Genomic DNA, 14176 nt, shown 5'->3' with positions numbered 1-14176 from the left:
TCAAATAAAGAAATAAAAGATTATTTTGCTAATGAGAAAGATATTAGTAAAAGAGCAGAATTTCTTAAAGAGATATTTAATTCAGATTATACCGGAGTTATAGTTGATGACCAGATGTATGGTTATAAAACTTTTGACAACGGTATTTTATTTTGGAAAGGTAATTTTTTATCAAGAGATACAGAAACTTTAGTAAGTTGGGAAGATTTAACTTATCATTATGATTCAATGATATTGCTAAATCAGTTAAATGATAGAATTGAGCCTTTGCCAAGTATGACAGACCAATTAAGTTTTATTGATGACAATAGTGAAAAGATGGTATCAGATTTAGAATTTACTCAAGAGTTTATAGATAAATATTTAACTGAACAACATACCGAAACAAAGTACAGAACTTATGAGGTATTTCAAAAAAGTTTATCAGCAGAAGAAAATATAAATTATCTCAAAAATTCTTATGGTATGGGAGGAGCAACTCATACTGTAAAAGGATCTGGTATAGGTGTTAGTTATGATGCAAAAGGAATGCGTTTTAATCGTGGTTATTTTGATGCTAGTGCTAAAGAACAATTATTTAAGTGGAATTATATTGCCAATAGAATAAAAACGCTTATTCACGAAGATAGATACTTAAATAAAAAAGAATTAGAAGAATGTCCTAATTGGCTTGAAAAAGAAGTACAAGAAAGAGAGTTTATAGAGGCAAGCAAAAATCTTGCAGACAATATTGTATTAGAACAAACTGAAGAAGAATACGAGTATCAATATCATTTAGGGGATAAGGTTTATATTGGAGCAGATGAATATGAAATATTGAATATTGGAGATTTGAACATAGTTTTATATGATTATCAATACCCATTATTTAATCGTGAAATGTCAAAAGAAGAATTTGATAAAAAAGTTAAAGAAAATCCTGCTAATGACCATCTTAAAGTTAAGATAAGTAATATTCAAGAGAAAAAACACGAAGAAAATAATGCTGAAGAACATACGAAAAAGGAACAAAAAGAAACGTTTATTGAAGGAAACATAGAAAAAGAAGAAATAATTGTTCCAGAATTTGAAAAGAAAAAAAGTAATAAAATAAGAAGTTTTGATATACACCCAGAAATACCAACTGTCAATCGTAGTCAGTTTAGAATATCTGATGATAGATTAGGAGAAGGTAGTCCAAGAGAGAAATTTAATAACAATGTTGAAGCAATTAAGACTTTGAAAAAATGCGGAGAAGAAGATAGATTTGCAACTCCAGAAGAACAAGAAATACTGTCTAAATATGTTGGTTGGGGTGGTCTTTCACAAGTATTTGATAATATGGATTCTTCTTGGAGTAATGAATATCATATTTTAAAGAACTTACTTGATGAAACAGAGTATTCACAAGCACGAGAATCAACTTTAACAGCATTTTATACACCACCAATAGTAATTAGATCTATGTATAAAGCGTTAGAGAATATGGGACTTAAAACCGGCAATATATTAGAGCCTAGTTGTGGAATAGGAAACTTTATAGGAATGATTCCAGAATCATTAAAAGATTGTAAGTTATATGGTGTTGAACTTGATTCAATAAGTGGAAGAATAGCAAGACAACTATATCAAAAATCTTCTGTTGCAGTACAAGGATATGAAGATACTAATCTTCCTAATTCCTTTTTTGATGTTGCAATAGGAAATGTTCCATTTGGAGATTTTAAAGTATTAGATAAAAAATATGATAAAAACAATTTTTTAATCCACGATTATTTCTTTGCTAAAACACTTGATAAAGTAAGACCAGGTGGAGTTATTGCATTTATAACTTCTAAAGGCACACTTGATAAAGAAAATCCAAGTGTAAGAAGATATATTGCACAAAGAGCAGACCTGTTAGGAGCAATAAGACTACCTAATAACACTTTTAAAGCAAACGCAGGCACAGAAGTCACATCAGATATTATATTCTTACAAAAAAGGGATTCAATAACTGATATAGAGCCAGAATGGGTATATTTAGGAGAAAATGAAAATGGAATTAAAATGAATCAATATTTCGTTGATAATCCAGAAATGATAATGGGAAATATGGAAATGATTTCTACTAGGTTTGGTTATGATTCCGCTTGTGTATCTGATGGTTTAAATTTAGAAGAAAAACTTAATGAAGCAATTTCAAATATTCACGCTGAAGTAAAGGAATATGAACTAGATGATATAGGCGAAGAAGATAATTCTATTGAAGCAGATTTAACTGTTAGAAACTTCTCATATACCTTAATTGATGATAAAATTTATTTCAGAGAGAATAGTAGAATGTATCCACAAGAACTTGCTATGACAACTGAAAATAGAGTAAAAGGTCTTATTGAAATAAGGGATTGTGTGAGAACTCTTTTGGAGTATCAGACAGAAGACTATCCAGATGAAGATATAAAAAGAGAACAGGTTAAATTAAATCGTTTATATGATACTTTTACAAAGAAATATGGACTAATTAATAGCAGAGGAAATAACTCTGCTTTTTCTAATGATTCAAGTTATTATCTATTATGTTCTCTTGAGATTTTAGATGAAAATGGTAATCTTGCAAGAAAAGCAGATATGTTCACTAAAAGAACAATTAAACCTAGAACAGAAATAACATCAGTAGATAATGCTAACGACGCTTTAATTGTTTCACTTTCTGAAAAAGCAAGAGTTGATATAGAATTTATGCAACAACTTTGTAATAAAAATATGGATGAAATGCTTAAAGAATTAGAAGGTGAAATATTTAATGTTCCTGAATATGGAGAGTCTAATCATTGGGTGACAGCAGATGAGTATCTTTCTGGAAATGTAAGAGAAAAATTAAGAATAGCAGAAAAATTTGCAGAAACTGATGATAGATTTAATATTAATGTAAAGTATCTTAAAGAAGTTCAACCAAAAGATTTAAGTGCAAGTGAAATTAGTGTAAGGTTAGGCTCAACTTGGATACCACCAGAAGATATAAAAGTTTTTATAGAATATCTTTTAAATCCTAGTTATTATGCAAGTAGAAATATAAATGTCCATTATATGGAATCTACTTCTGAATGGTATATAGATGGGAAAAGTTATGATAGATACAATGTAAAAGCCACTAATACTTATGGAACAAGTAGAGCAAATGCTTATAAAATTATTGAAGATAGTTTGAACTTAAAAGATACTAGAATATATGATTATTATGAAGATGAAAACGGAAAAAAAGTTGCAGAATTAAACAAAAAAGAAACGGCGATTGCCCAAGCAAAACAAGAACAAATTAAACTTGCTTTTGAAGAATGGATATGGGAAGATCCAGAGCGTAGAGAACGATTAGTTAAATCATATAATGAAAGATTTAATTCTATTAGACCTCGTGAATATGATGGAAGTCATATAACCTTTGATGGTATGAATCCAGAAATAACTTTAAGAAAACATCAGGTAAATGCAATAGCAAGAATTCTTTATGGAGGAAATACTTTACTTGCTCACGAAGTTGGTGCAGGTAAAACATTTGAAATGGTGGCTGCTGCAATGGAATCAAAAAGATTAGGACTATGTAATAAATCTTTATTTGTTGTTCCTAATCATATTGTTGAACAATTTGGTCAAGAGTTTTTACAACTTTACCCTAGTGCAAATATTTTGGTTACAACAAAAAAAGATTTCCAGACTGCCAATCGTAAAAAGTTTTGTTCAAGAATTGCAACAGGAGATTATGACGCCATTATTATTTCACATTCTCAATTTGAAAAAATACCAATGTCAGTAGAACGACAAATTGCTATAATTCAAAAACAAATTGATGATATAACATTTGGAATACAAGATTTAAAAAATAGTAATGGCGAAAGATTTTCTATTAAGCAAATGGAGAAAACAAAAAAGAATTTAGAAACAAAACTTGCAAAATTAAATGATACTTCAAGAAAAGATGATGTTATTACTTTTGAAGAATTAGGTGTTGATAGAATATTTGTAGATGAAGCACATTATTATAAAAATCTTTTCTTATATACAAAGATGAGAAATGTTGGAGGTATTGCACAAACCGAAGCACAAAAGTCATCAGATTTATTTATGAAATGCAGATATTTAGATGAACTTACAGGTGGAAAAGGAGTAATTTTTGCTACTGGTACACCAGTTTCTAATTCAATGGTAGAGTTATATACTATGCAAAGATACTTGCAATTTGGTGAATTAGAAAAAAGACATTTGCAACAATTTGATGCTTGGGCTTCAACATTTGGCGAAACAGTTACTGCAATAGAATTAAGCCCAGAAGGTACAGGTTATAGAGCAAAAACTAGATTTGCAAAGTTTTTTAATTTACCAGAACTTATGGCAATGTTTAAGGAAGTTGCTGATATACAAACTTCTGATATGCTTAATCTTCCGGTACCAAAAGCAAACTATCATAATATAGTCATAGAGCCTAGTGAGATTCAAAAAGAACTTGTAAAAGAACTATCTGAAAGAGCAGAAAGAATAAGAAATAGAATGGTAGATTCTTCTATTGATAACATGTTAAAAATAACTAATGATGGAAGGAAATTAGCACTTGACCAAAGATTATCTAATGAAATGTTAGACGATTTTGATAAAAGTAAAGTTGCAACTTGTGCAGATAATATCTATGATATTTGGGATAAAACAAGTCCTAATAAATCTGCTCAACTTGTGTTTTGTGATTTATCAACTCCACATAATGATGGAAAGTTTAATGTATATGATGACTTAAAAAAGAAACTTATTGATAGAGGAATACCAGAGGAAGAAATTGCATTTATTCACGATGCAAATACAGATGCAAGAAAGCAAGAATTATTTAATAAAGTTAGGCGAGGACAAGTAAGAGTTTTGATGGGCAGCACTCAAAAAATGGGGGCAGGAACTAACTGTCAAGATAGATTAATTGCATTGCACGATTTAGACTGTCCGTGGCGACCAAGTGATTTAATTCAAAGGAGTGGAAGAATAATTAGACAGGGAAATAAAAATCCGGAAGTAGATATTTATAGATATGTAACGGAGGGAACTTTTGATGCATATTTATATCAGTTAGTAGAAAATAAACAAAGATTTATTTCTCAAATAATGACTTCAAAGACTCCTGTAAGATTTGCCGAAGATATTGATGAAACAGCATTATCTTATGCAGAAATTAAAGCACTTGCAGCAGGAAATCCAGATATAATTGAAAAGACAGAACTAGATACACAAGTCGTAAAATTAAAGTTATTAAAACAAACTCATTTAAGTGAAATATATGCATTAGAAGATAAAGTTATTAAATATTATCCTAATGAAATAAAAAGATTAGAAAATAGAATTGAAGATATGAAAGAAGATTTAGAGTATTTTAAATTTAATAATGCAGAAGATAATTCATTTCAGAAGATGACTATTAGAGGCGAAGACTTCATAGAAAGAAAAGAAGCAGGAGAAAAAATAATAGAAATATGTAAATCAATGACTAATCCAGAGCCAATAGAAATAGGAGAATATAAGGGGTTTAAAATGATGTTATCATTTGATACTTTTGATAGGAAATTTTATATGGGAATGAAAAATAATTTATCATATAAAGTAGAATTAGGAAGTGATCCAAGTGGAAATATAACCCGTATTGACAATGTATTAAATAGCATTGAAAATAAACTTTCTAATGCAGAAAGCAATCTTGAAGATACCAAAAAAAATTATGAAAATGCAAAATTAGAAATAAAAAAACCATTTCCACAAGAGGAAGAATTAAAAGCCAAATCTAAACGATTAGATGAACTTAATATTAAATTAAATCTTAATGAAAAAGATAAAGAAATTGTTGACGATGGTGGCGAAGAAATTAGTGATAATCATACACCTAATAAAGATTATGAAAGATAATTTTATTATTATATTAGAGCGATTTTAGATAAAAACTATTATCGCTCTTTTAAATTTTTAAGAAAGGAATTGATATTATGGAAGAAAAAATAAGACAAGAATTGTATGAAAAATTAGAACAAGAACTTACTTCTTATAAACAGGAATTATCTACTTTAACTACAAAGGAGATAATTGATAAATCTTATGAAACAACTGTTAAAGAAGAAGTCATTTATCTTTTTTATCCAGAGTCAAAACAATTTGAGATAGACGAACTTAAAGCATTAAAAAATGAAAAAAATTCATTAGAAACTCTGTATCAAGGATGGATGGATTCTGACTTAAATATAAATCAAATACTAGAAGATAGTGTTAGAGATACTGTGTCTGATTTAGCAGATGAATATAGAGAAAAGCAATCAAAGAAAAAAGATAAAGAAAGGTAGGTAATAGTATGGCATATTATCAACCAGAAGAAATACAAAGAGCAAAGGAAATGGATTTATATACTTATTTAAAAAACTATGAGCCAGAAGAATTAGTATATTTTAGTAGAGGAACTTATATGACTCGAACACACGATAGTTTAAAAATAAGTAATGGAATGTGGTATTGGTTTTCAAGAGGAATAGGAGGAAAAACTGCATTGGAATATTTAATTAAAGTTAGAGATTATACTTTTATACAAGCAGTAGAAACTATTTTAGGTTATTCTAATGTAAAACCACCAACTATGTATCAACAGCCCAAAAAAGTTCAAAATATTAGACTTATTTTACCAAAAAGGTCTAAATCAACTGATAAGATAATTAGTTATTTGTCTAGTCGTGGAATTGACAAAGACATAATAAATGAGTGTATAGATAATAGATTAATTTATGAAGATTTACCAAATCACAATGTTGTTTTTGTTGGATATGATAAAAATAATGTTCCAAGATATGCAGGAATTAGAGGTACAAATAGTAGTAGATATATGAAAGATGCTTATGGTAGTCATAAGGCATTTTCTTTTAAACTAGAATCAACAGAAAAAACAGATTCAGTTCATTTGTTTGAAAGTGCGATTGATTTATTATCGTATGCAACATTAAAGAAAATGGAAAATAAAGAGTGGTATAATGATAACCTTTTATCTCTTGCAGGAGTATATCAACCTGCAAAAAAAATTGATGAAAGTAAGATACCACTAGCATTAAATTATTATTTAAATCAGAATCAAGATATTGAAAAAATATATCTTCATTTTGATAATGATAGTGCAGGAAGAATAGCAACAATGGCACTCAAAACTATTCTTCCAAAAAAATATGAAGTCATTGATGATCCACCACTAATAGGAAAGGATTTCAATGACTTTTTGTGTGCTAAAAAAGGAATTAATTATAAAAAAAGATATGAAAAAGAAAGGTGAGATATTATGAAATTTGATTATTTAAAATTAGCAAATATTATTAAAACAAGGAGCTAACTATATAAAATTCAAGTCATTTGATGAAAAAAGTTTGAAAATGTTAAATGATTTGATTATGGTAGCTCATCAATATGTAAGATCTTTGAAATGTGAATACGATTTGTGTTTTTGGGCATGACGAAAACAGCCTATGGAATAGACTTTTTTGAATACGGTTTCATTTTCTTTCTATCTCAGTAACGATGCATCAAACTGCTGATTTGTCGTTACCAGATGATAGATGACTCTCAACAGCTTCCTGATGCAATGTCCCTGCGCACAGCGATGACTTTTTCCCTGTGAGCGTTTAAGGTCGTAGTAATCCTTGAAGACCTTGTTGAACCTGATGACTGGCACAATGACCTGATATAACGTCTTTCTTAAATAGCTCGATCCCTGCTTGGTTATGGCACTATGCTTGGCTTCGTACTGACTTGATTCGTAGTGAAATGGGGCGACACCCGCTGCCTTTATTATCTTTGAAGGCTTAGAATAGTTGAAAATATCTCCATATTCTGCTAGAATTGATGTACCAGAGAAATGCGAAATTCCTGGTACGGAGATGATAGGAGAGTTTAAGTCAGTGGAAAACTCTTCTATTTTTTATCTATTTCTTTGAGCTGATCATTAAGCAGTTCGATATGAGCTATCAAATGCTTGATCTGCATTTCATCTGCCAACGAAGAAATGCCAACAGATGTTTTTGCACTTTCCTTTAGCTTTTCAGCAGTCAGAGAAATGCGATTGCCTCTGCCGGTAATATCAAAGCATTTGCGTAAAGTTCTGATGTCAGCCTGTGCAATGGCCTTTGCACTGCCAAACTGTTTAAGAATAGACATATAGACTTTTCCATACTTGGATTTAAAAAGTGCGTTATATTCAGGGAAAACAAGATCTATGCATTTCTGCAGACGATTGGAAAGAACATTAATCTGTTCCTTGAGGGAATGATGCAACCTAGTCAGCTGCTTCTGTTCATAAAGGTCAAATTTCTTAGATGACGTCAAACGATAAGGTTTCTTGAGTTTGTTTGAGCTTAATATATCGCATATATTAAGAGTATCAAGTTTATCGTTTTTAGTGATGCCACCATCCATTCTACGATTGAGATCGGTAGTTTTAGGATCGATCAAAGCGACGCTGTAGTTCTTCTGTAAAAGAAAGCGCAATAAAGCGAAATGATAATGACCAGTATCTTCCATACCGATAAGAACGCTATCAACAGGATAGAGAGCGATCTGAGAGATAAGGAATTCAAAACCCTGAGCATTATTAGAGAAAGCGACAGGCTGAAGAATAATTTCACCAGTCAACTTGTCAACGATACTGACGAAATGCTTGTGCTTTCCAATATCAATACCAACTAATTTCATAAAAACCATCCTTTCAAATAAATTTCATGTGAAGTGGTACCCACAACACTTAGACCATAAAACCTGGTTCAAAATGCGAATTCAAAGACTCATCTAACTCATCGTTATTGAGGAATAAGTGAGTGGTCCAAACCTCCTTGAAGTAGTCAAAGCCACACGGAAAAATACAAATCCACAAACACATATTTCAATTTTACATATAAACCTAAACGTCATCAACTACGTATTAATAAAGTTGATAGAAAGGAAAAGGTATATTTTAATGACTGATAAATGAGTCAATTATAATATACCAGGAACGAAGTAGGTATTTCTACAAGAAAACTTGCCGAAAAAATAGGTGTAAGTCACGCAGAAATATCTAGATTTGAGAATGGATTAAAGCCTAGTTTTTATTTTATTCCATTCGTAAAAATGTGCAATGAATTAGGATTAGATGTTAATTTTTTATTAGAAACTGTTGGTCTTTTAGAAGAAGAACAAGAAAAAAAATATGAGGTTAAAATTAAAAATGTCAATGAAGATTATTTTGAAATAATGGCAAAAAATCCAAGAGAAGCAGCAATTATTGTTACAAAATTTGTGATAGAAAATGGAATTATTGAGTTAGATTCTAGCCAAGAAATTGTTGTAGATGTTGTAGAAATTTTTGATGAAGAAGAAGAAAATTCAGATGAAATAGAAGAAGAAATAGATGAAGAATCTTCTTCAGAATGTCCTTGTGAAAGTTGTATATATTATTGCCCTTATTGTGGCGAATGTACTTATGGGGAGTAAATTTATTGTCTAGCCAGCACTGAATTCATACTCCCGTACGAATTCGGTTGTGGGGAAATCCCCAATCCCCTTGCTAGAAAAACAATATTAAAAAGAAAGGAAGATGATTAATTATGAGTCAATTATTATTTTTTATTTTAGGTTTTATTATAGGAGGTCTTGGAATGACTACTTTGATGTGTTGCTTACAAATAAATCGTATAAATGAATTAGAAAGACAAATAGTTTTAAAAGATGAAATAGAAGAAGAACCGGAGGTAGTAAAATGCGAAGTCGTAGAATAAAAAAACAAATATGGCTTAGCGAAGAAGAAGATTATATAATGAAATGTAATTCAGAGGCAGTTGGAATGAATGCCTCTGATTATATTAGACATTTAATTGTAGGTTATAAGCCAAAAGAAAAACCACCAGAACAATTTTATGAAGATATGAAAGGTATTCGTAAAATAGGAAACAATATAAATCAAATTGCAAGAATGGCTAATGCAAAAAAAGTTATTGATGTTCCTCATCTAAAAAAAGAAATAGATAAATTAGATGAACTAATAGTTGATATGAAAAACAAATATCTCCGTCCAGATAAATAAAAATAATTTTTGTAGAACTATATAAAAAAATAAAATAAAATGATATAATAATCTTATAAAAATTACTTGAAAATTTAAGATGATAAATAGTAATTTACCAAAAAGATTGTCAGTAATGACAGTCTTTTTTGTACGACAGGCAGTTATACAAATAAATTAGTTCAGTGCAACTAATCTATTTTTTTATTATATATTGACTTTTAACGATAACTACTATAAAATATAGTAGTGTAGTTTATAGTAGAAAGGAGGACATTAAATATATGAAAAATTATGACAATTATTTTCTTCCTGTAGATAATATGGAAGAAGCAAAAAGATACTATGAGGAAATATTGGGGTTAAAAAAGAAATTTGATTTCTCTGATAAGGGAATGGTTGCTTATAATATTGGAAATGAAGAACCTGCAATAATTTTAAAAGACAAAAATAAATTTGAGAATTTAAAGCCTACAATATGGTTTGAAGTAGAAGATGTTGCAATCTTCTATAAAGAAATGTTGAATAATGATATAAAATTTTTGAGTGAGCCTTTTAAAATTGGAACTGGTAATGCAGTCGAGTTTGAAGATCCATTTGGAAATAGACTTGGCGTTACAGATTATATTAAGTAAGGAGTAGAGATTATGTCAAATATAGATTTGGTATTATTAGGACTTATTAAACAAAAATCACAAAGTGCTTATGATATTAAAAAAAATATAGAATATCGTAATATACCAAGATGGGTAAAAATTAGTGAACAGTCTATTTATAAGAAAGTATTACAATTAGAATCAAAAGAATATATTGTTAGCCATAAAGAGAAAGAGGGAAATATGCCAGATAAAGCAATATATACTATTACTAACAAAGGTAATGATTATTTTAATAAACTTATGAATGATATTTCAAATTCTGATGTTAGTCTATATTTGGATTTTAATGTTATTATCACGAATTTAGATTTAGTAGATGATGAACAAAAACAGATTCTTGTTTCTAATATAAAATCAAAGATATTAGAATTAAAAGAATTACTAAATGAAAGACGTTCTCATAGACAACATATTCCTAATGTTGGAAAACAAATGTTCAAACAACAATTAGCATTAGTAGAAACATTAGAAAAGTGGATAATTGATTTTGAGAATAGTTTAAAAGAACAAAATTAGCAAATATTGATTTTAAGTTAAAAGATAAATTTGTAGGGAGGGAAATTCCATGAAAATAATCAACATTGGTATTCTTGCTCATGTAGATGCAGGAAAGACGACCTTAACGGAAAGTCTGCTTTATACAAGTGGAGCAATTTTAGAATTAGGCAGTGTAGATAAGGGAACAACAAGGACAGATACTATGTTTTTAGAACGTCAGCGTGGAATCACAATTCAGGCAGCAGTTACTTCTTTTAATTGGAATGACTACAAAATCAATATTGTAGATACTCCTGGACATACAGATTTTATAACAGAAGTGTATCGTTCCTTATCTGTTCTTGATGGAGCAATTTTAGTAATTTCTGCTAAAGATGGTGTACAAGCACAAACCCGAATACTATTCCATGCACTTCAAAAAATGAATATACCAACAATTATTTTTATAAATAAAATAGATCAGGATGGAATTAACTTAAATAATATTTATCAAAATATCAAAGAAAAACTTTCAAATGATATTATTGTTATGCAAAATGTAACATTAACTCCAGAAATATCAATTAAAAATATCATTGATTTAGATGATTGGGATCCTGTAATTTCCAAAAATGATAAACTTTTAGAAAAATATATTGTAGGAGAAAAATTGACTATACAAGAATTAATGTATGAAGAATATAGGTGTGTTAAAAAAGGTTCGTTGTTTCCTATATACCATGGAAGTGCTAGAAATAATATAGGGACTCAACAACTTATCGAAGCTATTTCAAATCTTTTTTGTTCTGAAATGAATGAGAATGATTCAGAACTATGTGGAAGAGTTTTTAAAATTGAATATACAGACCATAAGCAAAGATTAGTTTATTTGCGTCTTTATAGTGGAACATTACACTTACGAGATACAATTATGTTGCCAGAAAAAAAGAAAATGAAACTTACAGAAATATATATTCCTTCAAATGGGGAAATGATACAGACAAAAATAGTTTGTTCTGGAGATATTTTTATTATACCTAACAATACATTAAGATTGAACGATATTATAGGAAATGAAAAGATTTTGCCATGCAATGTATGGAATGACAAGACTGTACCAATACTACGAACAAGAATTGAACCGATAAAAATAGAAGAGAGAGAAAAATTATTGGATGCTCTTACAGAAATTGCAGATACTGATCCTCTTTTACGTTATTATGTTGATACGATAACACATGAAATCATCATTTCTTTTTTAGGAACAGTGCAGTTAGAAGTTATCTGTTCTCTGTTGATTGAAAAATATCACATAAACATAAGAATCGAAGATCCAACCGTAATTTATTTGGAAAAGCCATTACAAAAGGCAGATTATACTATTCATATTGAAGTACCACCAAATCCATTTTGGGCATCAATTGGATTATCAATAACTCCACTTCCAATTGGCACTGGAATACAGTACGAAAGCAAAGTTTCACTCGGTTATTTAAATCAAAGTTTTCAAAATGCAGTAAGAGAAGGTATTAATTATGGACTGGAGCAAGGATTGTATGGTTGGAAAGTGACAGATTGTAAAATATGTTTTGAATATGGTGTTTATTATAGCCCTGTTAGTACTCCCTCGGATTTTCGCTTTCTTGCCCCAATTGTACTTGAACAAACATTGAAAAAAGCGGGAACGCAATTATTAGAGCCATATCTTTCGTTTATACTTTTTACACCAGAGGGATACTTTTCTCGTGCATATAAAGATGCACAAAAACATTGTGCAATAATTGAAACAAGTCAATCAAAAAATGATGAAGTTATTTTTACAGGACATATTCCTGTACGTTGTATTAATGAATATCGTAATACTTTAACTCTATATACAAATGGGCAAGCAGTTTTTTTGACAGAATTAAAAGATTATCAAATTGCTACTTGTGAACCAGTTATTCAATCACGTAGACCAAATAATCGAATAGATAAAGTACGCCATATGTTTAATAAAAAAGAAAATTAAGTTACTATTCACTAAAATTACAATTTAACGAGCAGATCTATAAAAGAACTTGCTTTTTTTGTGCTATAATAAATATGTAATGTTTTAGTTGCAAAAATAAAATGCAACTGAAAATAGATGGAGAATAAAATTATATAATATTAAACTTAATTTGTGAAAGGAGTTAGTCTAATGAAGTTTGGAGATAATTTAAGACAAATAAGAAAAAGTAAAAAAATGTCGCAAGAACAATTAGCAGAAAAAGTTAATGTAACAAGACAATCAGTTTCAAAATGGGAGAATGGGGGTTCACTTAGATAAAGATACCACATCAATCCCACGCTGACTTTTGCTCAACCGATACAGCCGGAGGGCTGGATAACAAGAAAAGGCGGTATGCGCCCCGTGGAGGGGTAGCGTACCGCCTTTTCTTGTGGGGGTTTCCAAAGGGGGCAACGCCCCCATTTGGCACACGACTTTGCGAAGCAAAGTGTAGTGTGTTATACGCTCTGTCGGCGTTGCCGTGAAAATGCCGTTGCCGCCGGGGAGGGCAAGGGCATTTGGAGCGGCAGGAAAACAGGGCTGTGCTTGCGTGGCGTAGAGCCGTAAGCACAGGTCTGGTTTCAACAGCAGACTGGGCGTATATGAAAGCCCCCGTCCCTCGTCCTACGCTCCGACTTGTGGACAAAGTGTCCCGAAGTTGTGGCTACACTCCCGGAAAAGTAACAGGACAGCGGGCAACCGTCAAGGCTGAAATGAACGGGTTTATACCCGGCCTTGACCGCCACCCGCCGTCCCGCTGAATGGGTGAACAAGGCGACCAATCCCTCAAAGTGCTTGGCCGCTCTCTTTCTGATTTTGGAGTGTTTCTTTTCTCATAATTGAAATGGGCGGGAAGCCATTTTAGGGCTTTCCCGCCTTGATTGCCCATCAGCAAAGCCAGACGGGACGGTCAACGGCGGCGCATGAAATGCGCCGTTCATCTTGACCGTTGACTGGCTTTGC

At 30.7% G+C, this 14176-nt stretch carries 10 protein-coding genes; 9 read left to right on the top strand and 1 reads right to left on the bottom strand.

What is annotated here, in order from left to right; genetic code table 11:
* Positions 1–114 precede the first annotated feature (114 nt).
* The 3 genes from KEC48_RS04750 (at position 115) to KEC48_RS04740 (ending at position 7288) form a co-directional block, all read left to right on the top strand.
* Positions 115–5892, top strand: coding sequence for a helicase-related protein (locus tag KEC48_RS04750; RefSeq protein WP_349291056.1), 5778 nt, complete (start codon positions 115–117; stop codon positions 5890–5892).
* A gap of 77 nt (positions 5893–5969) precedes the next feature.
* Positions 5970–6320, top strand: coding sequence for a DUF3848 domain-containing protein (locus tag KEC48_RS04745; RefSeq protein ID WP_211964704.1), 351 nt, complete (start codon positions 5970–5972; stop codon positions 6318–6320).
* An 8-nt stretch (positions 6321–6328) separates the two neighbouring features.
* Positions 6329–7288, top strand: coding sequence for a DUF3991 and TOPRIM domain-containing protein (locus tag KEC48_RS04740; RefSeq protein ID WP_211964703.1), 960 nt, complete (start codon positions 6329–6331; stop codon positions 7286–7288).
* Between the two features lie 635 nt (positions 7289–7923).
* Here the strand turns inward: KEC48_RS04740 and KEC48_RS04730 are convergent.
* Positions 7924–8700, bottom strand: a complete 777-nt coding sequence (locus KEC48_RS04730; RefSeq protein WP_211964652.1) for a transposase — start codon at positions 8698–8700, stop codon at positions 7924–7926.
* A 414-nt stretch (positions 8701–9114) separates the two neighbouring features.
* Here KEC48_RS04730 and KEC48_RS04725 point away from each other — a divergent pair, with 414 nt between their 5' ends.
* The 6 genes from KEC48_RS04725 to KEC48_RS04695 all read left to right on the top strand — a co-directional run bounded on the left by KEC48_RS04725 (position 9115) and on the right by KEC48_RS04695 (position 13492).
* On the top strand, positions 9115–9477 hold the full coding sequence (locus KEC48_RS04725; protein WP_249191406.1) for a hypothetical protein: 363 nt from the start codon (positions 9115–9117) through the stop codon (positions 9475–9477).
* 265 nt (positions 9478–9742) lie between these two features.
* The gene (locus KEC48_RS04715) at positions 9743–10066 is read left to right on the top strand and encodes a MobC family plasmid mobilization relaxosome protein (RefSeq protein ID WP_211964702.1); all 324 of its coding nucleotides are present in this window, start codon (positions 9743–9745) and stop codon (positions 10064–10066) included.
* Between the two features lie 263 nt (positions 10067–10329).
* Positions 10330–10680, top strand: coding sequence for a VOC family protein (locus KEC48_RS04710; protein WP_087302310.1), 351 nt, complete (start codon positions 10330–10332; stop codon positions 10678–10680).
* A gap of 12 nt (positions 10681–10692) precedes the next feature.
* A complete protein-coding gene (locus KEC48_RS04705) occupies positions 10693–11220 on the top strand; it encodes a PadR family transcriptional regulator (RefSeq protein ID WP_087302312.1) in 528 nt (175 codons plus the stop codon).
* Positions 11221–11269: 49 nt separating this feature from the next.
* Complete coding sequence (tet(44), locus tag KEC48_RS04700; protein WP_087302314.1) at positions 11270–13192, top strand: tetracycline resistance ribosomal protection protein Tet(44); 1923 nt, start codon at positions 11270–11272, stop codon at positions 13190–13192.
* A 171-nt stretch (positions 13193–13363) separates the two neighbouring features.
* Positions 13364–13492: a helix-turn-helix transcriptional regulator gene (locus KEC48_RS04695; RefSeq protein WP_211964701.1), complete on the top strand. Its 129-nt coding sequence runs from the start codon at positions 13364–13366 to the stop codon at positions 13490–13492.
* The last annotated feature ends 684 nt before the right edge of the window (positions 13493–14176 follow it).

Source organism: Clostridium sp. C1 (assembly GCF_018223625.1).
GTDB lineage: Bacteria > Bacillota_I > Bacilli_A > Erysipelotrichales > Coprobacillaceae > Allocoprobacillus.
Note: the sequence above shows the minus strand (reverse complement) of the source record. Positions and strands in the feature narration are given on the sequence as shown.